This window comes from Clostridium beijerinckii (assembly GCA_003129525.1).
Classification (GTDB): Bacteria; Bacillota; Clostridia; order Clostridiales; family Clostridiaceae; genus Clostridium; species Clostridium beijerinckii_D.
In genome coordinates this window covers 400,297-425,625 of sequence record CP029329.1, presented here as the reverse complement: position 1 = coordinate 425,625, position 25,329 = coordinate 400,297, and the positions used below count along the sequence as shown (strand labels likewise).

Here is a 25,329-nt window from a genome sequence, read left to right as displayed (position 1 = left end):
AAATTCAATGATTAATTTTCAATGAGGAAATAAGACCGAAGCGCGAAATATAAAATTCTAATACTCATTTTCCCTTAGTGATTTAATAAATATAAATAAGATAAATAGTGGAGGTTATCATGAAATTACAAAAAAAATTACCGGAAATATTTGAAGAATTCGCTGAAGGCAGAAGAAATGCCTTTATTAAAGCTAAAGAACTTAAAGATAAGAATATACCTCTAATCGGTGTATTTTGCACTTACTTTCCACAAGAAATAGCATTAGCTATGGGGGCTGCTACTGTTTCATTGTGTTCAACATCAGATGAAACTATTGCTGATGCTGAGCAAGATCTTCCACGTAACTTATGCCCTTTAATTAAATCTAGTTATGGTTTTGCTAAAACTGATAAATGTCCTTTCTTTTTCTTTTCAGATTTAATTGTTGGAGAAACAACTTGTGATGGCAAAAAGAAAATGTATGAATATCTTTCGGAGTTTAAACCAGTACATGTTATGGAACTTCCAAATTCTCAAAGTGAAGCAGGACTTGAATTATGGAAAAATGAAATTATTAAATTAAAATCAACTTTGGAAGATATGTTTAATGTAAAAATAACAGAAGATGATATAAGAAAAGCAATTAAAATAAAAAATAATGAACGTAAAGCACTAAAGAAATTTTATGAATTAGGTAAATTAGAGCCAGTTGCAATATTAGGGCAGGATTTGTTTAAGGTTATAAATGGAACAACATTTAGTTTTGATAAAGAACAAATTCCACAGCAAATGGATGAATTAATTGAAAAGATTAATTCTGAATATGAAGCTGAAAAGAAATATGAATCTAAACCTCGTATATTAATTACTGGTTGCCCTATTGGAGGTGCTACTGAAAAAGTTATTAAGGCAATCGAAGATAATGGTGCATATGTAGTTGCTTTTGAAAATTGTAGTGTTGCAAAAGCTGTTGATGAATTAGTAGATGAAGAAAATCCTGATGTTTATGATGCTCTTTCTCGTAAATATTTAGCTATTGGATGTTCTTGCATGAGTCCTAATACTAATAGAATTAAACTCCTTAATAAAATGATTGATGAATACAAGGTAGATGCTGTAGTTGATGTAATATTAACAGCTTGCCATACATATAGCGTGGAAACTTTATCAATTAAAAGATTTGTAAATAATGAAAAAAATAAACCTTATATGAGTGTTGAAACTGACTTTTCTACAAATGATATTGGTCAATTAAATACTAGGATGGCAGCATTTATAGAGATGCTTTAAGCTAATGCAGAATTTATGCCCTTTAGAGTACCCTGTGAGCAATCCACAATGGATTTGAAAAAGAATATAAGGTGGTAAATTATGAGTAAATATACTTTGGGAATTGATTCTGGTTCAACAACTACAAAGGGTGTACTATTTGATGGTAAAACAATTGTTAAAACTATGATTATAAAAACAGCAGCAAAACCTAAGGAAAGCATTTATAAAATCTATAATGAACTTTATTCTGAGGATGTAAAATATACTATAGCTACAGGATATGGTAGAAATTTATTAGAAGAAGCTGATAAAATTGTTACTGAAATAACTTGTCATGCTCAAGGAGCAGTTTTCCTAAACCGTAGCACCAGAGGAGTTATAGATATAGGTGGACAGGATTCTAAAGCTATTTTATTAGATAACTCATTAAATGTGGTAGATTTTCTTATGAATGATAAATGTGCTGCTGGAACTGGTAGATTTGTTGAAGTTATGATGAGGATTTTAGATGAAGATATTACTAACATTGATGAATTTGTGAAAGATAGAACCCCAGTAAACATATCTAGTATGTGTACTGTTTTTGCAGAAAGTGAAATTATTAGTCTACTTGCAAAAGATGTTGACAGAGGCGACATTGCTCTTGGAATAATACATTCAATTTGCAGGAGAACAGCTAATTTTGCTCAAAAGTTAAATTTACAAGGGGATATATTCTTTAGTGGCGGACTTGCGTCTTCTGAAGCTTTTAGAATAACCCTTGAAAGTTATCTTAATAAAAAAGTATTTACTAATGCTTTAAGTCAATATGCAGGTGCAATTGGCGCAGCTACTATTGGATATAGAAAAGTTAAATAAAGTGATTCTTAGCTTCGGGTGAAATTTTCTTAATATGGGTATAATTTTCTGTATAGGAAGCTTAGAAAAACTTATTTAGGCACGTGCATCCGTAATCTACCACTTGAAGAAATGGAAGTGTTACGGATGCTAGCCATCAGATAAAAAAAGATGAAAGGAATTATACAAGAATCAGGTGAATCTTAGCTGAACGTATCAATGGTGTATTAGTAGTAGTTAGCTAGGTGATAAATTAGGATGTATAATTGAAAACTAATATAATGAAGATAAATTTAATTTTACTAGCAGCAGGAAATAGTAATAGATTTCAAGGTAATAAATTATTAACTACGGTTAATGGCAAACAAATGTATATGAATGTGGTAGAAAAAAGTTTGAAACTAAACTTTAATAAAATAATTTTAGTTACTCAATATGAAGAAATTAAAACGGCTTTAATAGAAGGACCTATTCAAGTTGTTATGAACCAAAATAGCGAATTAGGAATATCTCATTCCATTAAACTTGGAATAAAAAGTGATATGGAAGCAGATGCATATATGTTTATGGTATGTGACCAACCCTTTATATCATTAGTGAGTATAGAAACATTAACTTATAGATTTATAGAAAGTAATAAGGGAATGGCTTGTGTTGAGCATGAAGGCAATTTTGGTAATCCAACTATATTTTCTAAAAAGTATAAAAATGAATTATTGAATTTAGAAGGTGATGTTGGTGGAAAATCCATTATAAAAAGACACCTTGATGATTTAGAAAGAGTTACTATTATGCATGAAGTAGAACTGATGGATATTGATACTAGAGATGAATTGTCAATTATCAATGATAGATTACTAACAGGAAATTAAGCATTGATAGTTAATTATTCTTTAGTACAATGCGTTAATTTATTAAGAGAATATTTATAGTGGAAGGTGAAAAAATGTTTGAAGACATATATAAACAAATATTAATTGAAGTTAACAAATGTAATCAATGCGTAATGTTAACTTATCTTGATTTGCATAGTGCGAGACAAGGTTCTATTGTCAGAAAAGTTATTTTAACAAAGGAAGATATAGAAAAAAGGTCTCTTTCACTTAATGATTATATTTACGAAAAAATATGTAGTTGCCTAGGCAATGGGAAACTTGAATCAGTTGATATAGAAGAAAATAAGACTATTGTAATTGAACCGTTCATCCCTAAACCACGTTTAATTGTTTTTGGTGGTGGTCACATAGCGAAACCTCTATCAGAATTTGCATCAAGAGTAGGTTTTTCTGTTATAGTTACGGATGATAGACCTTCCTTTGCTAATACAGTGCGATTCCCTGAAGCAGAAAAAGTTATTTGTGAAAGCTTTGAAAAATCATTTGATTTAATTAACTTAGAAAGGTCTGATTATGTAGTTATCATAACAAGAGGCCATAGATATGATGGAATTGTTTTACGTCAAGTCTTAAATCATGACCTTAGCTATGTTGGAATGATAGGTTCTAGGCGCAGAGTAAATGCTATGAGAAGTGAGTTATTAGAGGAGGGATTTTCTAAAGAAAAGCTGGAATTAGTTAATGCTCCAATAGGTATAGATATATACGCTATCACTCCAGATGAAATAGCTATTTCTATAGTAGCACAGCTTATAAGCTTTAAAAATAAGGGTTCTATGAGTAAGTTTGGTAAAAGCGACCCTATTGCGGAGTTTGATACAGAAATATTAGAAAATATATCTAAAAAATCATCGGGTTCTAAAGCGCTTATAACTATATTGTCCTCTAAGGGATCAGTTCCTAGAAAAGCAGGAGCTAAAATGTTGACTTATCCTGACGGCAGAACTATCGGAACTATAGGCGGGGGATGCAGTGAATCCGGTGTATTGCAAAAGGCAAGAGAAATTATGAGAGAAAAAGGCTTTTATATACAGCAAGTTGACATGACTGGTGATGTGGCTGAATCTGAAGGTATGGCATGTGGTGGAACTATGGAAGTACTAATTGAAGTAATTTAGGGGAGTTGAAAATTCAATTTAGGAGATTGCCTATAACAGCTGAAAAAATAGTTATAGGAATGCTTAAAAATGAGAAAAATAATAAGTAAAAGCTTAAATTAATAGGATGTCTCAGATGATTAAAAAATCATTTTGAGGCATCCTTATTTATTGAAAGTTCTTGATTGCGTTTCACGCTGTTTTTGTTGGTGAAAAGATCTTGGCTGTGCTTTACACTTTTCTATAAGTGAAATTGATATTAGTTTTTTAATGATATGAAAATACACATGCTGAATTAAAAAAGATTAGTATAATAGATAGTTATGTGCTTATAAAAACGTTTTCTTTTTTGCATATTAATATATATTTTCTAATTTTTTTAGCAAAACTGTTTTTAATATTTCACCTTTAACTAAATCTTCAGTTGAAAATTTGCAAACATCTCTCCATTCACTTATTGTCATGCCCAATATATTTTCTAGTTCCTCTTTTGTATTGGTTGTTAATGCAGATGAAATTACAAACTCACCTAATTCTTCTGGCGTATCAAAAATTTTCATATATATAAATCCTTTATCGCTTCCTAACCACATTTTGTTGAATTCGTAAATAAATTCTTTTAATTTATCTTCAACTTTATAGTGTGACACATCCTTTAGTTCCTTTATAAACTCATAATTATTTATCATATTATTCGAAGCTTTTGTACTTATTTTTTTAAAATTTGCACCTTCATTAGCAATTTCATAAATTGTCAAATCAGGAATTTTAGTAATCACTTTTTCTTGTCCGTATATCAATTTATAAAAGGCTTCTTGTAAAAATGAATACTGAATATAGCCAATTAAACTTCTGACGTCTGGAAAGTATGACCATGAATTATCTATTCCATTTTTCTTTCCTAAAATAAGTGTATGAAAATAAATACTCTTTTCGGTTGGTGCTTCTTGCATAAACATATGACTTTTAAGTGTTTTATGTTCAGTAACAATGTTTTGCCAATAGTTAAATGAATTATATGTTTCTTCCATTTTTATCACCCTTCCTAATTAATATATAATATATATTATATATATTATAGTATTGAATTTATAAAATTGTAAGTACTTTACTTATTTTTTGTCTATTAATATCAATTTATATCATATAAAAAATAAGCTTGTTTAAAAACAGAGCTATAAATTTAAAATGGAATAAATTATCTTGTGGGAAAGTTAAATTACATCTTTAGTAAAAAACAAGTTTTTATTATAATAGCATCCTTAAGGCCAAGCTTTTTGTAACCCTCATTAGTATATTTATCAGTTCAAATAAATGAATCTCAAGGAGATTATAATTGAAACGTATAATCCCTTTTTTTAATATCTTTCTTTAAAATTGAGTTTGCACATAATATATATAAAGTGGTAATGATTACTAGTAAAAAAATAATGGTGGTGTTATAATTAAAATGTAATGAAACCCTTTAAATAAGAGATTGTTACATTTTTATTAAAGAATTAATTTATATTTCTGTGAAACATGTAAATTATCTTATAGATTACTATAGGTTAATAAATATAAAAATTATAAAATAAAATCGAACTAATAAAAATTCTAAATTAACTTTAACAATAAAGTAGTTAAAGTAAAAAACAATTTATTTTAATGAGAATACTAGTTTAAAATTAATAAAAAAAATAGCATATAATTAAGATTAATGAATTTGCTAGTAGTGGGAGGAATCAAAATGAGGTCTGTTTTAGTTGAAGATGCAGTAGGCATGATATTATGTCATGATTTAACTCAAATAGTTCCAGGGGAGTTTAAAGGAGTTGCATTTAAAAAAGGTCACATAATAACTGAGGAAGATGTACCACGGTTGTTAGATATGGGAAAAAGAAACATTTATGTTTGGGAAATTCAAGAAGGAATACTTCATGAAAATGAAGCTGGAGAAAGGATGGCACGGGCAGCAGCAGGTAAAGAAATTCTTTTTACTGATCCCTCGGAAGGAAAGGTAAGTTTATTAGCTAAATGTAATGGATTATTAAAGGTAAATTATACTGCATTAGAAAAGATTAATACAGTAGAGGAAGCAATGATTGCTACATTACATACAGATATTTTGGTGAAAAAAGATTGTGTTGTTGCTGGAACGAGAGTAATACCTCTTGTTATTGACAAAGTTAAAATTGAGCAAATTGAAAAGGTTTGTAAAGAAGAAGGACCTATCATTTGGGTAGAACCATTAAAAATTATGAAAGTTGGAATAATTACAACTGGCAGTGAAGTTTATACAGGTAGAATAACAGATAAATTTGGGCCAGTAGTTAGAAATAAAATTACTGAAATAGGAAGTGAAGTTATAAAGCAAATCTTCGTTTCTGATAGTGTAGATATGATTAAGGATGCAGTGGAGGAGTTATTGGTACTTGGAGTTGAAATGATTATTGTTACAGGTGGTATGTCAGTAGATCCCGATGACGTTACCCCAGCAGGAATAAGGAAAGCTGGAGCAAACATTATATCTTATGGAGCACCTGTACTTCCGGGGGCAATGTTTTTAATTGCATACAAGAATGACATACCTGTCCTTGGCCTTCCTGGATGTGTTATGTATAGCAAGAGAACAATATTTGATCTTATACTTCCAAGAATCGTAGCAGGAGAAAGAATAAAAAAAGAAGATATTACAAAGTTAGGACATGGAGGCATGTGTCTTAATTGCGAAGTGTGTACTTTCCCAGCTTGCAGTTTTGGTAAATGGTAATTAAAGAGGAGGTTAAAGTAATGGAACTAACCCACATAAATGAAGAAGGAAGAGCTAAAATGGTTGATGTATCTGAAAAAAGTGATACTGCTCGTGAAGCAATAGCAATTGGATATGTTTCTATGAAAAGAGAAACCATTGAAAGAGTAAAAGAAGGTACTATTTCAAAAGGAGATGTATTAGCTGTGGCTCAGGTAGCCGGGATAATGGGTGCTAAAAATACTCCTCAAATAATACCAATGTGTCATCCTATAATGATATCTGGCTGTGATATTAGTTTTCGAATTGACATTGAAAATAGTAGAATTGAAATAAAAGCAATTACTAATACTGTAGGAAAGACTGGTATTGAGATGGAAGCACTTACAGCAGTATCTACTGCAGCATTAACTATTTATGATATGTGTAAGTCTATTGATAGAGAAATGGTTATAAATAATATTATGCTTGTAAAAAAAAGTGGAGGAAAATCAGGTATATTTGAAAGGCAAGGGTTATAAAAACAAAGACTCTTATATGACTTTTGATGTAAAGGTGCAGTAAACTTACTGTATCTTTTTTATTGGAAAAATAATCAATATTTAACAAAGAAATATATTCGATAATTGATTTTTATGAAACAAATTAATCATTAAAATAAAAGTGAAAATTTTGATAAATGATGTAGAAATATAATGATTAGGGAACTGAAAAATGATACAATTAAATATATATATGAAATATATAACAGAAATTATTAAATATACTAATAATTGAGGTGAAATATGAAAACTTATAATATTAAATATAAGGATTACGATACTTTAAAGAAATATATAAGTAATAATAATATAATAAAATATAGAAATATATTAGTACAAGTATTTTCAGGAATAGGAAAAAAAGAGTTTATAGAAGAAGTAATAAAAAATTTGATATTATTAATCCCACAATGCAAAATATTAGGTGCTACATCTGCAGGAGAACTACTTGATGGTAAAATTCTTGAGAATGAATGCATAGTTTCTATAAGTGTATTTGAAAAAACAATAATTGAAACTATCATAATTAAAGAAAAAATATCAGATTTTAATAAAGGTTTAGAAATAGGTCATAAATTAATTTCTCAAGATACTAAAGCTATAATATCTTTTGCAGACACAAGCATTGATGGACAAGACTTTTTAGATGGAATAAATTCTATAGATAATAAAGTTGTGGTATCGGGAGGAATTGCAGGTAATAGCAATTCTACAGATGAAACATATGTTTTTACAGAAAATGGTGTGGAAAAAGATGCAGTAGTTGCTGCTGCTTTAAAAAGTAAGGATTTGTACGTAAATAATGAAAGTAACTTTAATAGGGTGCCTATAGGTAAGGAATACAAAATAACAGAGGCAGAAGGAAATGTAATAAAAACCATAGATAATATACCAGCACAAGAATTTTACAGTAAATATTTAGGCATAAATAATTGTGAACAAATTAAACGTATAGGCTCTAAGTTTCCTTTAATGGTAAAACGCAACAATAGATATATTGGTATATCTGTTAAAGAATCTGTAAATAATAACGAAATAATTGTTACATCAAAAATAGATGTAGGGGAAAAAATAAGGATAGGCTATGGTGATTTTAGAGAAATTTTAATGGGGTCTAAAAGTGTATATGACAAAATAAAAAAATATCCAGGAGAAAGTTTATTCATATATTCTTGTGATTCAAGAAAGAAATTCATTAATGAAATTGCAGCTGAAGAAATAGCACCAATTAATGGTGATTTTTCAACAAGTGGATTTTATACATATGGTGAATTTAATCATATTAATAATGAAAACATTTTTTACACAGAAACAATGACAATATTAGTACTTTCAGAGGATGCAAGTTCAAGAATAAAAATTGATACAGAAAAAACTGATGAACTTGAATATTACAGTCCTGAAGATTTAGCATTATTTAATCTTATAAAAATTACAGGTGAAGAATTAAATGATTTAAATTTGAAGCTTGAAGAAAAGATTAAAGAAAAAACAGAATCATTAGAAAAACAATATTATACAGATGAGCTAACAGGCTTAGAGAATAGAAATAAATTAATTTTAGATTTATCACAAGGAAAGTACTGTAAAATTGCAATTATTGATATAAAGTCATTTAATGATATAAATGATTTTTATGGAAATACAGTAGGAGATGCAGTATTAAGAGCTCTTTCTAGATTAATTAGCTTGTATTGTCGCCAAAATAATTTGAATTCTTATAGGGTAAGTTCAGATATATTTGCTGTAGCAGATAATATGGGATTAAAAGAAGAATTTATAGAAAAAATAAGACTTTTACAAAATGTAATAAACAATCAATGTTTCTTTTACGAAGATGTTAAGATTTATATAACAGTAACAATGGGACTTGCATTAGCGGAAGAATTATTATTTGAAAAAGCTGAAATGGCATTACATTATACTAAAAAAAATAAAAGATTATTTCAAATATATAAAGAAGATTTAAATATATATGAAGGAATTAAAGAAAATATAATATGGACTAAAAAAATTAGAGATGCTATAGCAGATAATAGGATTGTACCATTTTTTCAGCCTATAGTTAATAACAGTTTGGGGACGATTGAAAAATTTGAAGCGTTAATAAGAATGATAGATGAAAATGGGAAAATTATAGAACCTTATTTTTTCTTAGATATTGCTAAAAAGGCTGGATTATATAAAGAATTAACAATAATAATGTTAGAGAAAACTTTTAAAGTTTTATATAACACAGATTATGAAATATCTATAAATCTTCTTCTTCAAGATATAGTAAGCAGTGAAATTAGAACATTAATTATAGAAAAACTAAAAAAAGCTAAAAACCCTAAAAAAGTTGTGTTTGAAATAGTAGAATCAGAAGGGATCGAAAACTTCAAGGAAGTTACAGACTTTATAAAAGATATAAAAAAATATGGTTCTAAAATTGCTATTGATGATTTTGGAACGGGGTATTCAAATTTTAGTTATCTAATGAAGTTAAATGTAGATTATATAAAGATAGATGGATCAATAATCAAAAATATACATAAAGATAAATCAGCAGAGTTAGTTACCAAAACCATAGTAGCATTTGCAAAAGAATTTGGAATAGAAACTATTGCAGAATTTGTATCAGAAGAAGAAATATATAATAAAATAAGAGATTTGAATATAGATTATTCACAAGGATATTATTTTTCAGAGCCTAAAGAAATTATAGAATGATTTGTCTGAAGAACAAAATATGTTATATTTGTTTTCATACAATACAATCTTCAAAAAAGACCAGTAAACCATTATCTATAAACATAATGATTACTGATTTTTTTTGTATTTATTGTTCAGTTACAAAAAATAGCGTAGATAGGTCTAAAATTAATAGCTATGAATAATATAAAAAAATTATGGTATACTTAAACTATAAAATTTACAATAAGGTGGAAAAAGAATGAGAATGAAAAACATAAACAAATATTTAAAGCTAATTTTAGTAACGTTAATAATGACTTCGCTTGTATTAGTTGGGTGTGGAACCTCAAAGAGTAGTACAACTAAAACAGTAGAAAATGATGATAAATCATCAAGTGAAAGTAGTGAAACAAAGTCATCGGAAGCAAATAAATCATTACCATTAGCGACTATAAGCGTGGAAGGATATGGAGTTATAGAAGCTGAACTATATCCAGAAATTGCTCCGAATACTGTTAATAATTTTATAGATTTATCTAATAAAGGTTTTTATAATAACCTAAAATTTCATAGAATAATTAAAGACTTTATGATTCAAGGTGGAGATCCAAAGGGCGATGGGACTGGTGGGCCAGGTTATTCAATTGAAGGTGAATTTACTTCAAATGGATTTGCCAATAGCTTAAAGCACATAAAAGGAGTACTTTCCATGGCAAGATCACAAGATCCTAATAGTGCTGGAAGCCAATTTTTTATAATGACCAAGGAAGCATCACATCTTGATGGAGAATATGCGGCATTTGGTAAAGTAATATCGGGATTAGATGTATTAGAAAAGATTGAAAATGTAAAAACAGCTTCAAATGATAAACCAAAGGAAGATGTAGTTATAAAATCAATTACTGTTGATACAAAAGGGATAACTTATAAAGAGCCAAATAAAAAATAACAAAATTGAAGATAAATCTATATTATGTTTTCCACATATATGATTTAACATAAAATACAATAAACTAAAAGCTCCTTTAAAATTTTTACATTTTAAAGGAGCTTTTTAGTTATTATATTTTATGAGATAGCTTCTTCAATGGAATCTTCTAGTTCACCACTAAAAGTTTTATTCCAATTTTTCTTCCAAGATTTAATACATTCATATAATAGTACAGCTAACATAGCCATTATAACAAATGATAATACAGTTAAAGCAGTTTTTCCATTTGGGATGTAATTGCTAAATATATTTTCAAATGAAGCAACAGTTGTAGTTATTGCAATGAATGCCATAGGTATTATTGTTATAGAAACATATTTCTTTTTATTCAATTCTAGAAGAACTGATGTACCAATTGCAAATGCTATAGCTGCTAGAGATTGATTAGCTACACCGAATAGTGGCCAAATTGTTGAAATATTACCACTATAAAGTAATGCTCCCCAAGTAACTGACATTAAAGCACTAAAGAACACAAGATTAAATCTGTTTTTTTCTTTAAAAGGTTTGTATATTGCTCCAAAAAGATCTTGCATTAAATATCTTCCAATTCTTGTACCAGAATCTATAGTTGTTAATATGAATAGAGCTTCAAACATTATACAGAAGTGATACCAGTAAGACATTATTTTATCTATACCAGGAATGCTATGGAATACATATGTCATACCAACAGCTAATGAAACTGAACCACCAGTTCTACCAGATAATGTTTCACCAACAAGTGATTCAAGCCATGGTAAATCTACTGGGTTTAAGCCCATTTTAGCAAAAACTTCTGGTGCAGAGTTAATTGCAAAATAATCTGCTGTAGGTAATGAACAAGCTGCGATTAATGCCATTAAAGATATAAATGCTTCAATTAACATAGAACCATAACCGATTGGGAAAATATCTTTTTCATTTGCTATAAGCTTTGGTGTAGTACCAGTACTTATTAATGAATGGAAGCCAGATAATGCACCACAAGCTATTGTTATAAATAAGAATGGGAATACTTTACCATTAACAATTGGCCCACCACCATGAACAAATTGTGTTATTGCTGGCATTTGTAATTTTGGTTGAAGTATTATGATACCAACACATAAAGCACCAATTACACCAAGTTTCATATAAGTACTTAAGTAATCACGAGGTAACAATAATAACCAAACAGGCAATGCAGCAGCACAGAACCCGTATACAACTAATATTACAGATAATTGCTTTATATCAAGAGTTAAGAAATTTCCAAGTGCTGTGCCTTGAATTTTAGGACCGAAGACAACTGCAAGTAATATTAACCCCATTCCTAGTACAGTTCCTTCACCAATTTTACCAGGTCTAATAAATTTCAAATAAATACCTATTAAAAATGCTATTGGAATAGTGGAACCTACTGTGAAAGTTCCCCAAGGACTATTATAAAGTGAATTAACAATAGGTAAGCCAAGACCTGCCATTGTAATTATAAGTATAAAAGTAACAGAAATTGAAGTTATTAAACCAACCTTCTTGCCTAAACAATGACCTGCAATTTCAGCTATAGATTCACCTTTGAATCGTACTGATGCAAATAACATTACCATGTCATGTACAGCACCAGCTAATACAGAACCTATTAATATCCAAAGTGCCCCAGGAAGGTAACCAAATTGAGCAGCTAAAACTGGACCGATAAGAGGACCAGCACCTGCAATAGCTGCAAAATGGTGACCGAGTAACACTAATTTGTTAGTTGGTACAAAATCCTTTCCATCATTGTATATTTCAGAAGGAACTTTTCTAGTCTCATCTAAAACTAGAACCTTAGCAGCAATAAAAGCACCATACAATCTGTAGCCAATTGATAGAACTAATATACCAGCGATTACTAAAACAATAGAATTCATAATTTTCATCCCCTTTTATTGTTGTAAATGTTTACTTGTTTGTATATAATTTATCACAGAGAAGACTATAATAACTACAATTCGCAGGCTAAATAACATATTTTAAGGTTTAATTAACAAAATATTAGGGTAATTTACATTTTAGTTTATATAAATCAAGTAGAATTTGAGATTTTATTAAATATTAGTATAATTTATATTATAATGGTATTAAGGTTGGTGATAATATGTTAACTATAAATATGCTAGAAAGAATGTCACTTATAATACTATTTACATATATAATATTACAAACTAATATTATGAAATATTTAGTAAAGGATGAATATAACAAGAAAGACAAAATAATAATGATTGTGTTATTTTCAATGCTTTCTATTTTGGGAACTTATTTTGGAATATACATAACAGACCAATCAATAGCTAATAGTAGACCGATTGGAGCAATCGTAGCAGGATACTTAGGTGGACCTGTTATTGGATTAATAGTTGGAGTCATAAGTGGAGTACATAGATATTCATTAGGGGGATTTACAGCATTAGCTTGTGCAATATCAACAGTTGTAGAAGGATTAATTGGAGGGTATTTTAGAGTATTATTTAAGAAAAGAGGTTTAAACCCAATAATTGCGGGACTCGCAGCAGTAGTAGCAGAAATAACTCAAATGATTATTATTTTAATATTCACAAAAGATATAAATGCTGCAATAGACCTTGAAAAAACAATAGCATTATCTATGATAATTATAAATTCCATAGGGGTATTTTTAATAGTTATGGTAATTGAAAGTTCAAAGAGGTTAGTTGATGGACAAGTCAATTTGATTAAATTAAAGGAAGAAAATAAAATAGCAGAGTTAAAAGCTTTAAAAGCACAAATAGAACCACATTTCTTATTTAATTCGCTTAATGTTATAGGTGCATACTGCAGAAGTGATGGGGAAAAGGCAAAAAGTCTTATATTAAATCTTTCTAATTATTTTAGAGCAACTTTAGAAATAGAAGGAGATTTTTCTACATTAGAAAAAGAATTGAATCTTATAAAAGCATATGTGACAATTGAACAAGCTAGATTTTCAGATAGATTAGAAGTTAAATTTTTAATAGATGATAATTTACTAGGCGTAAAATTTCCAATACTTATACTTCAACCAATAGTTGAAAATTCAATTAAACATGGTATATTAAAAAAAATTGATGGTGGAATAGTCACAATTTCAGTTAGGGACAATGAAGATGAAGTTCATATTGAAATTAGTGATAATGGAGTAGGATTTGAAAATGCAGATGAATCATTATCGACTGGAATTGGGCTTAAAAATGTTAACAATAGACTTAAATTACTATATGGGGAAAAGTATGCTTTAAATATAGTGAGTTCAAATAGTGGAAGTAGTGTTAGCTTTTATGTAAAGAAATAATTAATTATGCAAGGGGGAATTAATTTGAAATCACTAGATGAAATTAAAATAGTAATAGTTGAGGATGAAAAAATCTCTAGCGATGAATTAAAATACATAATATCAAAGGATAATAGATTTAAAGTTGTAGGACAAGCATATGATGGTATAAGTGCAGTTACGTTAATAGAAAATGAAGAGCCAGATGTTGTTTTAATTGATATTAATATTCCAGGGAAAAATGGTATAGAATTAGCAGAAGAAATAAAAAATATATTGCCAGATATAATTTTAATTTTTATAACAGCATATGATAGTTATGCAATAAAAGCTTTTGAACTTAAAATTTATGACTATATATTAAAGCCATATGATGAGAAACGAATAACAAAGTCACTAAATTGTGTAGTGAGTACTATCCATATCAAAAATGAAAATCAAATTATTCATATATTAGATGAATTAGACAATAAACATACTGTAAAAAAGATTCCTTGTGAAAATAATGGGAGAATAATTCTTATTGATGTTAATAAAATTTCTTACTGTTATTCTGAAGGCGAAAAAAATTATGTTAAGACTAATAAAGATATTTATTGTACAACAAAAACATTGCAAGAGCTAGCAGAAAAAACAAATTTTTTTAGATGCCATAGAAGTTATATAGTTAATCTTGAAAAAGTTAAAGAAGTTTATTCATGGTTTAATGGAACCTATAAACTGATTATTGATGATAATGAAATACCTGTAAGTAGATCACACGTTAAGGATGTTAAGGGTGTTTTAGGATTATAATAAAAGGACATTCTTAAGGTGTATTCAAAAATAACAGACAAGAATTTTTTGTCTGTTATTTTTGAATATTAATTATACACTTTTTTTACAAGCACAATCATAATAATTAATCTTACAATTGATCTTATCAAGATTCTTTTGTAATTCAGCCATTTGATTTATAACTTCTTCACGATGGGTTATAAATATTTCTCTACGGACATCAAGAGTATCATCACCTTTAAGGCATAATCGAATGAATTCTTTGATTTGCTTTATAGGCATACCTGTATTTTTCAAACAACAAATTAGTTCAAGCCATTCTAAATCTTTATCTTTGAAATCTCTGTTTCCAGAATCACTACGATCTATAAAAGGTAATAAACCTTCTTTCTCATAGTATCTAAGAGTATGTGCAGTTAAATGAGTTTTTTCAGCTACTTGAGCAATACTGTATCCCATTATATATTTCCTCCGTCAAGTCTTTAATATATTTTCTATATTAGAGTATACTTTAAGGACACAAATTTGTAAAATTTAATTTAAAAAATCTAATTTTTGTATTTTAAAAAAAGTGTTGACTTAGAGTATACTTTAAGATGTAAAATAAACATATATTAATTTATTAAATGATATGATTATTTAAGGGGGAGTTATTTTGTTATACAGAACATTTGGAAAGACAAATGAAAAGGTTTCAGCTTTAGGTTTTGGATGTATGAGATTACCTATTATTGATGGGGACACTACTAAAATTGATAACGAAAAAGCTATTAATATGATTCGTCATGCTATTGATGAAGGAGTTAATTATGTAGATACTGCATATCCTTATCATGGAACTGGAATGGGGAACGGAGGAGAAAGTGAACCTTTTGTGGGTAGAGCTTTAAAAGATGGATATAGAGAAAAGGTTAAGTTGGCTACAAAGCTTCCTAGTTGGTTAATTAAAACTAGAGAAGATATGGATAAATATTTAAATGAACAATTGAAACGTCTTCAAACAGATCATATAGATTTTTATTTAGTCCACGCTTTAGGTGCAGATACTTGGGCAAATCTAAAGAAATTAGGAATAGATGAATTTTTAGATTCTGCCATAAAAGATGGAAGAATAAAATATGCAGGATTTTCTTTTCATGACAAGTTAGAAGTATTTAAGGAGATAGTAGACTATTATGATTGGTCTTTCTGCCAAATTCAATATAATTATTTAGATGAAGAATTCCAAGCGGGAACAGAAGGATTACAATATGCAGCCAATAAAGGTCTGGGTGTTGTTATTATGGAGCCACTTAGAGGTGGTAAAATAGTTAAAAACCTTCCAGAAGCAGTTATGAATACTTTTGATAAAGCAGAGATTAAAAAGTCTCCAGCTGAATGGGCATTAAGATGGGTATGGAATCATCCAGAAGTGTCTGTAGTATTAAGTGGTATGAACATAATGGACAATGTTACAGAAAATATAAAGACTGCAAGTGTTGCAGCACCTAATTCTTTAACAGAAAAAGAATTAGAAATAATGGATGATGTTAAGAAGGTATTTAAAGAAAGAATAAAAGTTAATTGTACAGCTTGTGAATATTGTATGCCTTGTCCATCAGGCGTAAACATTCCTAAGAATTTTACCTATTATAATGAATATAGTTTGTTTGTTACTCCAGAAACAGACAAAGAACTTAAAAATAGATATAGTGGATTAAGTTCTGAAGAAAGAGCTGATAAATGTGTAGAATGTGGTAAATGCGAAGGACATTGTCCACAAGCTATTAAGATCCGTCAAGAATTAAAGAATGTTACAGCATTATTTGCATAGATATTAAAAAATACATGTTACCGACATTACTGTATTGAAAAACTATTTATTAATAGGTTATATATTTATAAAGGGGGAATTTATCAAATGCATATACCTGATAATTATTTAAGTCCTTCAACTTGTGCGACTTTTGGAGCTATTATGCTACCTATATGGAGAAGAGCAAGCATAAAGGTAAGAACTGAAATAACAAGGCAAAAAATGCCCCTTCTTGGAGTGGCCGCAGCATTTTCATTTTTAATTATGATGTTTAATATACCACTTCCAGGAGGAACATCAGGACATGCTATTGGAGGTGCTCTTGTAGCTATTCTACTTGGACCTTACTCAGCAGTTTTTGCAGTTACTATAGCCCTAGCTATTCAAGCCTTATTTTTTGGAGACGGAGGAATTTTAGCTTTCGGGGTAAATTGTTTCAATATGGCTTTTATAATGCCATTTTCAGCATATTATATATTTAAGTTTATGAAAAAGATTTTTCCGAACAAAAAAGGAGAATATCTAGGAACTTTATTAGGTGGATATATTTCTGTTAATATTGCAGCTTTATTTGCAGCCATTGAGTTTGGTGTTCAACCATTACTTTTTAAGGATACACTTGGATTTCCATTATATAGTCCATATGGACTATCAGTATCTATTCCTGCCATGACTATACCACATTTATTAGTAGTTGGTATCTTAGAAGGAATAATAACTTTAGGGGCATATAATTATGTAAAAAAAGCATCACCAGATATAATCTACAAAGAAACCGTGAATAAAATGAACCCATTTTACATTATATTAGGCATTCTAATTTTAGCTACTCCTCTAGGACTCTTAGCAAGTGGAACGGCATGGGGAGAATGGGGAATGGAAGAAATTAAGAACTTTATAGGATTTGTACCTAAAGGTATGGAGAATGGAGTTAATTATACCGCACCAATTCCAGACTATAGTTTCGGAAACTTAAAAGAATATATTGGATATATTATTTCTGCAGTAGCGGGTGTAACAATAATATTAATTATTTTTAAAGTTTTTGCAAAAATAAATTTAAAGAAAAATACAAAAGGAGAATAAATGATTCCAGTATGGCTTATTGAAAAAGATAATTACGTACCCAAGGAAGAAAAAAATGTATATATAGAGAAAAGTATTTTCTCTTTAATTAAGATAGTTTCAATTATTAGGCAAGATAAAAGTAAAGACAAATTGGTATATTCAATAAATCCAACCTTAAAAGTAATAACGACAATATTAAATATAGTATTTATATCAATTTCAAGAAGTTTTATTTACTTATCAATATTAGATGTATATGCTTTAGGTAATCTTCTCCTTATGGAGAAAAAATCAAGGGAAAGAATATTGATAAAGAGTTTAGTATTTCCGTTTATAACTTTAATTGCGTTAATACCGTCAATGTTTTATGGGAATATTTATAACAGTTTAATGCTTTTTCAAAAGATAATGACAACTATATTGTTGATGAATTTGTTATCTCATAATACTAAATGGAGTGAGATTAGTAAATCCTTAAAGTTAATATTTATACCAGATATATTTATATGGATTATGGATATAACCATAAAATATATTGTTTTACTTGGAGAACATTCTATTAACTTATTATATGCATTAAAACTTAGATCAATTGGTATAACTTCAAATAAGTACAATTCGCTTACAGGAATTATGGGTAATTTGTTCATAAAATCTTATAAAATGAGCGAAGAAATGTATCATGCTATGGAGTGTAGATGTTTTGTAGGAGAATATACTAAAAAAGTAGATTTCACTTTAAAAAAATATGATTATATATATATAATAATAAATATACTATTAATTAGTTTGTTTATATATTCAAATTAGAAAGTCAGCATGCTCGCATATATTGTGTCTTATGCCAAAACAAATTAAGGAGAAATATTTATGATAAAATTAGAGAATATTTCATTTACTTATAAGAATAAATTAGCCCTTGATAATGTAAATGTTCATATAAGAGAGGGAGAATCTGTAGCTATAATAGGACCAAATGGGAGTGGAAAATCTACTTTTTTAAAACTATTAAACACTATTATTTTCCCAAATCAAGGCAAATATATATTTAATGAAACTGAAATCAATGAAAATAGATTAAAGGATAATAAATATTTAAAGTTATTTCATAAAAGGCTAGGTTTTGTATTTCAAAATTCTGATGCACAGCTTTTTTGTTCTACAGTTTTTGAGGAAGTGGCCTTTGGCCTTATGCAAATGGAGCTGCCAGGAGATGAAGTTAATGAAAGAGTACAGGATTGTCTTAATCTTCTTAATATAGATAAATTAAAGGAAGAGCATCCCTATAATTTAAGCGGAGGCGAGAAAAAAAGAGTTGCAATTGCTAGTGTTTTAGCTATGAATCCTGATGTTATAACTTTGGATGAGCCTATGAACGGAATAGATCCTAAAGGAAAAAGATTTCTAAGAGATTTATTAATTGCTTTAAATAAAAGTGGTAAAACTATAATTTGTGCTACTCATGATTTTGAATATATTGAAGGAATTTTTAATAGAGTCATTGTTTTTTCAGAGGAACATAAAATTATTAGAGATGATAGATATGAGAATGTTATAAAAGATGAAGATTTTTTAAGAGAATATAACATTATATAGATACCCACAGTGAAAATCATACTTATGTGTATATCCGCCGAAATAAAGGGGCATGCATTTGCTCCAGTTACGGAAGATTTTGATGGGTGCTTCTAAGATTACAAGTTGTACCCAAAATGCTTGCTTCAAAGACACGCTTTGAACAAGCATATTTGGAACAACTTGTAATCAAGAAGCGCAGCCATCAAAATTTTCAATGTAACATTACGCAAAAGCAGCCCCCTTTATTTCTAGTTGAAAATATATTCATAGTATAAGTAACTTAAGGGGTGGGTATCTATATAAGTTATTACCTTTTAAATAGATAGGAGTATTAGAACCGTTAGGCATCAGAGAAGGTGCTCTTGAGGTTGCATTGTGACCCTTGAGGTTACATTGTGACCCTTGAGGTTACATTGTGACCCTTGAGGTTACATTGTGACCCTTGAGGTTATAAAAATGAATTTAGGAGTGACTAGGATATGAAAGTATTATATTATGATTGTTTTTGTGGAATAAGTGGCGATATGAATTTAGCAGCATTATTAGATTTAGGAGTGCCTAAGGAATATTTAATAGAAGAAATTTCAAAGCTTAATTTGAATTCTGAATATGAAATAAAAATAGAAAAGGCTGTTAAGCATGGAATAACAGGAACAAGAGTAGATGTTATCTTAAAAAATCAAGTTCATAATCATGATCATATTGCTGAAGAACCTTTAAATAATCACCATCATGATTATAAAGAAGAGAACAGCCATGAAAATAGTGATACTCATACTCATGAGGATTACGAGTCTCATGATTTTTTTCATGAAAATCATCATACACATGAAGAACATAGTCATGCTCATGATCACAAACATAATCATTCCTGTGATGAAAACCATGCACATACTCATACAAATGATATTGAGCATCATCATAGAAATTTAAAAGATATTGAGAACATAATAAATTCAAGTGTTTTAAATAATAAAGTTAAAGAGTTAAGTATGAATATGTTTATGAGAGTAGCAGAAGCTGAAGCAAAAGTTCATGGGAAGACTTTATATGAAGTACATTTTCACGAGGTAGGTGCTATTGATTCTATTATAGATATGGTAGGAGCAGCTATTTGCATAGATTATTTAGAAGTTGATAAGATCATTGCATCACCTGTTCAAGTGGGTGGTGGATTTGTTAAGTGTGCACACGGACTTATGCCAGTTCCAGCACCAGCAACTGTAGAGATATTGAAAAATATACCAATTAACACTGGAATAGTACCTTTTGAAACAACTACACCTACAGGAGCAGCAATACTCGCAGCTAATGTTCAAGAATTTACTCAAAAAATAGATTTTTCTATAAAGAAAATAGCTTATGGAATAGGACATAGGGATTTAGAAATACCTAATGTTTTAAGAGTTTATTTAGGTGAAGGAAAGAAACTGGAGGAAATAGAAGAACAATATATTTTAGAAACTAATATAGATGATATGAATCCAGAGTTTTATGGATATGTTGAAGAAAAGCTTTTTGAAATGGGTGCTTTAGATGTCTTTAAGACAGCTATATTTATGAAAAAAGGAAGACCAGGAGTAAAATTAAGTGTATTAATTAATGAACAGATTGAGAAAGATGTTTTAGATGTGATTTTCGAAGAAACTACTTCAATAGGTGTAAGAAAATACAAAGTAGAGAAAATAATGTTAAATAGGGATTTCTCAAAAATAGAAACTCAATATGGAGAGGTTACTATTAAAAAATCTTATTATAATGGGAAGTTAATCAAATATAAACCAGAATATGAAGATTGTAAAGTTATAGCAAAAGAAAATAATATAACTATGGAAAAGATATATAAAGAAGTCTACAAGGAAGTGGGAGATATATATGATAAACAATGATAAATACAATGAATTAATAAATTATCTTAAAAGTTTAGGAAAAGTAGTTTTGGCATTTTCAGGAGGCGTGGATAGTACCTTTTTACTTAGAGTTGCTAAAGAAGCCCTTGGAGATAACGTAAAAGCAGTGACAATCATGTCTCCATATATTCCTAAGTGGGAAATAGCGGAAGCTAAGGAGTTAACTGAAAAATTAGGTGTTAAACATGAGATTATAGAGGCACCAATTATTGAGTCTATTAAATATAATCCAGAAGATAGATGTTATCTTTGCAAAACTGCAGTATTTAATATGATATTATCTGTAGCTAAAGAACAAGGTTATAACTATGTAATTGATGGGACAAACTTCGATGATATAAGTGATTATAGACCAGGCCTAAGAGCACTTAAAGAATTAGAAGTAAAAAGTCCACTGTTAGAATGTAAATTAACTAAAGCAGAAATAAGAGCATTCTCTAAGGAATTAAATCTTAATACTTGGAATAAGCCTTCATATGCTTGCTTATTAACTAGAATACCTTATGGAAATGAATTAAAAGTTGAAGATTTTGAGAAGATTGAAAATGCTGAAAAATTTATGATGAGTATAGGATTTAGAGCTGTTAGAGTAAGATGCCATGGAGATTTAGCTAGAGTTGAAATAGATAGAAATGATAGAAGTAAATTATTTGATGAAGAGCTTTTAGACACTATTTCGAGTAAGATAAAGGAATGTGGTTTTAAATATGTAACGTTGGATTTACAGGGATATAGAGTAGGAAGCTTTAATGAAACTATAACAAAAAATGTAACTGAAGAAAACTAATATGAATATGATAAATATAGACTTAAATAAGTATAGAAAAATTAGCAATAATAATCTTAGGAGGATAATGAAAACTAATGAATAAAGAAGAAATTAAAATTTTACTAGAATCAGTAAAAGATAATAAAATAAACATAGAAGAAGCTCTTGAAAAATTAGAAGATCTGCCTTTTAAGGATTTAGGATTTGCAATGATAGATAACCATAGAGAATTAAGAGTAGGATATCCTGAAGTAATATATTGTGCAGGAAAAACAGTAGAACAAGTTAGGGATATTGTTAAATTTATGATGACAAAAGATAATAATATATTGGGAACTAGGGCTACTGAAGAAATGTACAATGCAGTAAAGGAAATATGTGAAGAAGCAGAATACAATAAACTTGGAAGAACAATAACCATTAAGAAAAAAGAACAAACTCTTACAGATAGTTATATTGCAATTGTTTCAGCTGGAACATCGGATTTACCAGTGGTAGAAGAAGCTGTTGAAACTGCAAAAATATTGGGAAATAGAGTTGAGAAAATAACTGACGTTGGTGTTGCAGGCATACATAGGCTCTTTTCGAGACTAGATCTTATTCGGGGAGCTAAAGTAGTTATAGTGATTGCAGGAATGGAAGGAGCCTTAGCTAGCGTAATAGGAGGACTAGTGGACAAGCCAGTTATTGCAGTTCCAACTAGTGTTGGTTATGGGGCAAACTTTGGTGGGATTTCAGCTTTGTTATCAATGTTAAATAGTTGTGCTAGTGGTGTTAGTGTAGTAAATATAGATAATGGATTTGGGGCAGCATATAATGCTAGTATTATTAATAAGTTATAATCACATGTTCACTAAAAAATTATTATAAAATTCAAGTAAGTTAGAGTGATTCAATATAAAATTGAGGGCTAGATTATAATTAATGCTAGAAAGTTTTAAATACTTTCTAGCATTAATTTTGTTTAAAAATTAGAGTACTAAAATTAGAAATAAGGGGAATAGATTTGCGCCTGCTGATTTATGAAATATTTCACAAAAACATTCACCTTATTATGTGAGGATAAAACAAAGTAAGTAGTTACATATTTTAGTTACTCTTTACAATATTAAATTTCCCATTATCTTTAATATTAGAACTACCTTCAACAACGATTTGATCATTCGCAGATATCCCATATTTAATTTCTACATATTGATTTTTAGAAGCTCCAACTGTTACTGTATGTTTTGCTAGTATATTGCTATTAAGAACATATACATATGAAGTACCATCTTCTTCAAATACGGATTCTTTTGGAACTAATAGCGTGTCATCTTCATTTGAATTAACTAGTGTAACATTTGTAACCATTCCTAGTTTTAAATTATCATCAGAACCATTAATATCTACTTGAACGTCAAACATTCCTGTCTTTTGATCAGCGGAAGGTGAGATTGTAGATATTGTACCATCATAAGATAATCCTGTTGATGGTACAGATATCTTAGCAGCCATCCCAATATATATATCATTTATATTTGTTTCTGTAACTTTAATTATTACATTTACAGAGTTTGCATTTTCTAAAATAAGCGATGGGGTTTGAGTAGGAGTTAATTCACCAACTGATATATTTTTAGCACTTATTTTTCCGGCAATGGGTGCAGTTATAGTTGCATTATCAAGCTGGTGTTTAGCAATATCTAATGCAGCTTGAGCACTATCCATTTGTGCCTTTGCAGAAGCAATATTATCCGGATTTATAATTGCATTAGTAATTGAAGCATTTTCACTAGCGGCAGCAAAGCTTGCTTTTGCATTATTATATCTAGTTTCAGCATTTGACTTTGCAATTTCCAAAGCTGCTGAAGCTGTATCTAATTTACTTTTTGCATCATCTAATGTTACTTTTGTAGCTGCATCAGCTTCATACAAAGAACTTGTACGCTCATAATTTGCTTTTGCATCATTATAAGCTGTTTGTGCAGCAGTTACAGCTGTATTATTTTCATATTGACTTTGAGCATCCTTTAGTTCGTTTTGTGCTTTTTCTAAAGCTGTAGCAGCATCATTTTGAGTTTGCTTAGCTGAGCCACCAGCTGTTTTATCATAAGCTGCAGCGGCAGCATCATAATTTGCTTGTGCTTGATTTAACTTATATGTTAATTCCGTATTATCAATTGTAAACAATTGGGCATCTTTTTCTACAGTTTGTCCAACTTCAACATCTACAGTTTGGACTTTTCCAGAAACACTTGGAATTATAGATACTTTTTCTGCTGATGTAACATTTCCAGTATAAGTAGTATCACTTATTGAATTAGATGTTTTTACTTTTGTAACTGTGACATTTGCTATATCTGAATTTCTACTACAACCTATTAATAAAGTACTTATACAAATCATAAATAAAGTACTCGAAATTATCCTCTTCATAACATTTCAATCCTTTCAATAAAATTATTTTACTTTTATTTTAACAATTGCATTCATTCCTAGTGTCATTGGTAGATTTTCATTATTTTCTATACTTACTTTAACTGGTATAAGTTGTGTAACTTTTGTATAGGTACCACTTGTTGTAAAACTACTAGCTGAAGTTGAAAAATAAGTTTGAGTAGTATTATCTATTTCAGTTACTGTACCTTTGAAAATTTTACTTGGATAGGCATCTATGTCAACTTTAACTTCTTGTCCAACTTTAATTTTCATAATGTCAGTTTCTTCAACATTAACGCCTATATACATGTTAGAAGTATCAGCAACAACAGCAAGCTGACTTGTAGCTCCAACAGCTTGATTTTTTATAATATCACTTTTAACAACAGTTCCATCTATAGGTGAAGTAATATAAGGCAAGATTTCTTGTCTTCCAAGAACTTCGTCTTTTTTTACTAAATCCCCAGCACTTACATTCCATTCTAAAATTTTTCCGGATGTTACTGGAGTAATTGAATACATTTTAGCTGTAACTTTTGCATTGTCAGTAGTAAAATAATTGACACTGCTAATATAAAAATAATATCCTATACTACAAGCTAAGATTACAACTATAATAAGTACAATATAAAGTATTTTTTTTGAGAATATTTTTTTTGAAATTTTCTCTGTTGAAGTTATATCTTTTGAGACTATCTCTTTTGACTTTTCCAT

22 protein-coding genes are annotated in these 25,329 nt (G+C 29.1%); 17 read left to right on the top strand and 5 right to left on the bottom strand.

What is annotated here, in order from left to right:
- Nucleotides 1-119: 119 nt before the first annotated feature.
- The 4 genes from DIC82_01755 to DIC82_01740 all read left to right on the top strand — a co-directional run bounded on the left by DIC82_01755 (nucleotide 120) and on the right by DIC82_01740 (nucleotide 4,104).
- Entirely contained in the window at nucleotides 120-1,271 is a 1,152-nt protein-coding gene (locus DIC82_01755) for a hypothetical protein (GenBank protein ID AWK49890.1), read from the top strand.
- An 81-nt stretch (nucleotides 1,272-1,352) separates the two neighbouring features.
- Nucleotides 1,353-2,111, top strand: a complete 759-nt coding sequence (locus tag DIC82_01750) for a hypothetical protein (GenBank protein AWK49889.1) — start codon at nucleotides 1,353-1,355, stop codon at nucleotides 2,109-2,111.
- A 257-nt stretch (nucleotides 2,112-2,368) separates the two neighbouring features.
- Complete coding sequence (locus DIC82_01745) at nucleotides 2,369-2,962, top strand: nucleotidyltransferase family protein (GenBank protein AWK53014.1); 594 nt, start codon at nucleotides 2,369-2,371, stop codon at nucleotides 2,960-2,962.
- A gap of 74 nt (nucleotides 2,963-3,036) precedes the next feature.
- On the top strand, nucleotides 3,037-4,104 hold the full coding sequence (locus DIC82_01740) for a xanthine dehydrogenase (protein ID AWK53013.1): 1,068 nt from the start codon (nucleotides 3,037-3,039) through the stop codon (nucleotides 4,102-4,104).
- Between the two features lie 335 nt (nucleotides 4,105-4,439).
- Here DIC82_01740 and DIC82_01735 read toward each other — a convergent pair whose 3' ends face one another.
- Nucleotides 4,440-5,114, bottom strand: coding sequence for a hypothetical protein (locus DIC82_01735; protein ID AWK49888.1), 675 nt, complete (start codon nucleotides 5,112-5,114; stop codon nucleotides 4,440-4,442).
- Nucleotides 5,115-5,812: 698 nt separating this feature from the next.
- Between DIC82_01735 and DIC82_01730 the strand changes: the two genes are divergently transcribed.
- The 4 genes from DIC82_01730 (at nucleotide 5,813) to DIC82_01715 (ending at nucleotide 10,981) form a co-directional block, all read left to right on the top strand.
- Entirely contained in the window at nucleotides 5,813-6,835 is a 1,023-nt protein-coding gene (locus tag DIC82_01730) for a molybdopterin-binding protein (GenBank protein ID AWK49887.1), read from the top strand.
- Between the two features lie 20 nt (nucleotides 6,836-6,855).
- Complete coding sequence (gene moaC, locus DIC82_01725) at nucleotides 6,856-7,335, top strand: cyclic pyranopterin monophosphate synthase MoaC (GenBank protein ID AWK49886.1); 480 nt, start codon at nucleotides 6,856-6,858, stop codon at nucleotides 7,333-7,335.
- A 264-nt stretch (nucleotides 7,336-7,599) separates the two neighbouring features.
- The gene (locus DIC82_01720) at nucleotides 7,600-10,068 is read left to right on the top strand and encodes a sensor domain-containing phosphodiesterase (protein AWK49885.1); all 2,469 of its coding nucleotides are present in this window, start codon (nucleotides 7,600-7,602) and stop codon (nucleotides 10,066-10,068) included.
- Between the two features lie 229 nt (nucleotides 10,069-10,297).
- The gene (locus DIC82_01715) at nucleotides 10,298-10,981 is read left to right on the top strand and encodes a peptidylprolyl isomerase (protein AWK53012.1); all 684 of its coding nucleotides are present in this window, start codon (nucleotides 10,298-10,300) and stop codon (nucleotides 10,979-10,981) included.
- A 119-nt stretch (nucleotides 10,982-11,100) separates the two neighbouring features.
- Here DIC82_01715 and DIC82_01710 read toward each other — a convergent pair whose 3' ends face one another.
- Complete coding sequence (locus tag DIC82_01710) at nucleotides 11,101-12,897, bottom strand: carbon starvation protein A (GenBank protein ID AWK49884.1); 1,797 nt, start codon at nucleotides 12,895-12,897, stop codon at nucleotides 11,101-11,103.
- Between the two features lie 227 nt (nucleotides 12,898-13,124).
- Between DIC82_01710 and DIC82_01705 the strand changes: the two genes are divergently transcribed.
- A complete protein-coding gene (locus tag DIC82_01705; GenBank protein ID AWK49883.1) occupies nucleotides 13,125-14,318 on the top strand; it encodes a sensor histidine kinase in 1,194 nt (397 codons plus the stop codon).
- A 24-nt stretch (nucleotides 14,319-14,342) separates the two neighbouring features.
- On the top strand, nucleotides 14,343-15,092 hold the full coding sequence (locus tag DIC82_01700; protein ID AWK49882.1) for a DNA-binding response regulator: 750 nt from the start codon (nucleotides 14,343-14,345) through the stop codon (nucleotides 15,090-15,092).
- 72 nt (nucleotides 15,093-15,164) lie between these two features.
- Here the strand turns inward: DIC82_01700 and DIC82_01695 are convergent, their stop codons facing one another.
- Complete coding sequence (locus tag DIC82_01695) at nucleotides 15,165-15,533, bottom strand: MerR family transcriptional regulator (GenBank protein AWK49881.1); 369 nt, start codon at nucleotides 15,531-15,533, stop codon at nucleotides 15,165-15,167.
- 196 nt (nucleotides 15,534-15,729) lie between these two features.
- Between DIC82_01695 and DIC82_01690 the strand changes: the two genes are divergently transcribed.
- The 7 genes from DIC82_01690 to larB all read left to right on the top strand — a co-directional run bounded on the left by DIC82_01690 (nucleotide 15,730) and on the right by larB (nucleotide 23,036).
- Nucleotides 15,730-16,887 (top strand): aldo/keto reductase, encoded by a 1,158-nt coding sequence (locus tag DIC82_01690; protein AWK49880.1) that lies wholly within the window; start codon nucleotides 15,730-15,732, stop codon nucleotides 16,885-16,887.
- A gap of 87 nt (nucleotides 16,888-16,974) precedes the next feature.
- Nucleotides 16,975-17,955, top strand: a complete 981-nt coding sequence (locus DIC82_01685) for a cobalamin biosynthesis protein CbiM (protein AWK49879.1) — start codon at nucleotides 16,975-16,977, stop codon at nucleotides 17,953-17,955.
- On the top strand, nucleotides 17,956-18,747 hold the full coding sequence (locus DIC82_01680; protein ID AWK49878.1) for a cobalt permease: 792 nt from the start codon (nucleotides 17,956-17,958) through the stop codon (nucleotides 18,745-18,747).
- Nucleotides 18,748-18,807: 60 nt separating this feature from the next.
- On the top strand, nucleotides 18,808-19,533 hold the full coding sequence (locus DIC82_01675) for a cobalt ABC transporter (protein ID AWK49877.1): 726 nt from the start codon (nucleotides 18,808-18,810) through the stop codon (nucleotides 19,531-19,533).
- A gap of 461 nt (nucleotides 19,534-19,994) precedes the next feature.
- Nucleotides 19,995-21,404: a nickel pincer cofactor biosynthesis protein LarC gene (locus tag DIC82_01670; GenBank protein ID AWK49876.1), complete on the top strand. Its 1,410-nt coding sequence runs from the start codon at nucleotides 19,995-19,997 to the stop codon at nucleotides 21,402-21,404.
- Nucleotides 21,391-22,212 carry an ATP-dependent sacrificial sulfur transferase LarE gene (gene larE / locus DIC82_01665; protein AWK49875.1) on the top strand — a complete coding sequence of 274 codons (822 nt, stop codon included), beginning with the start codon at nucleotides 21,391-21,393 and terminating at the stop codon, nucleotides 22,210-22,212. Before DIC82_01670 ends, larE begins: the two co-directional genes overlap by 14 nt.
- A 77-nt stretch (nucleotides 22,213-22,289) precedes the next feature.
- Complete coding sequence (gene larB, locus DIC82_01660) at nucleotides 22,290-23,036, top strand: nickel pincer cofactor biosynthesis protein LarB (GenBank protein AWK49874.1); 747 nt, start codon at nucleotides 22,290-22,292, stop codon at nucleotides 23,034-23,036.
- Nucleotides 23,037-23,283: 247 nt separating this feature from the next.
- On the opposite strand, the gene DIC82_01655 is transcribed toward larB, so the two are convergent.
- On the bottom strand, nucleotides 23,284-24,612 hold the full coding sequence (locus tag DIC82_01655; GenBank protein ID AWK49873.1) for an efflux RND transporter periplasmic adaptor subunit: 1,329 nt from the start codon (nucleotides 24,610-24,612) through the stop codon (nucleotides 23,284-23,286).
- A gap of 24 nt (nucleotides 24,613-24,636) precedes the next feature.
- Nucleotides 24,637-25,329 (bottom strand): secretion protein HlyD, encoded by a 693-nt coding sequence (locus tag DIC82_01650; GenBank protein ID AWK49872.1) that lies wholly within the window; start codon nucleotides 25,327-25,329, stop codon nucleotides 24,637-24,639.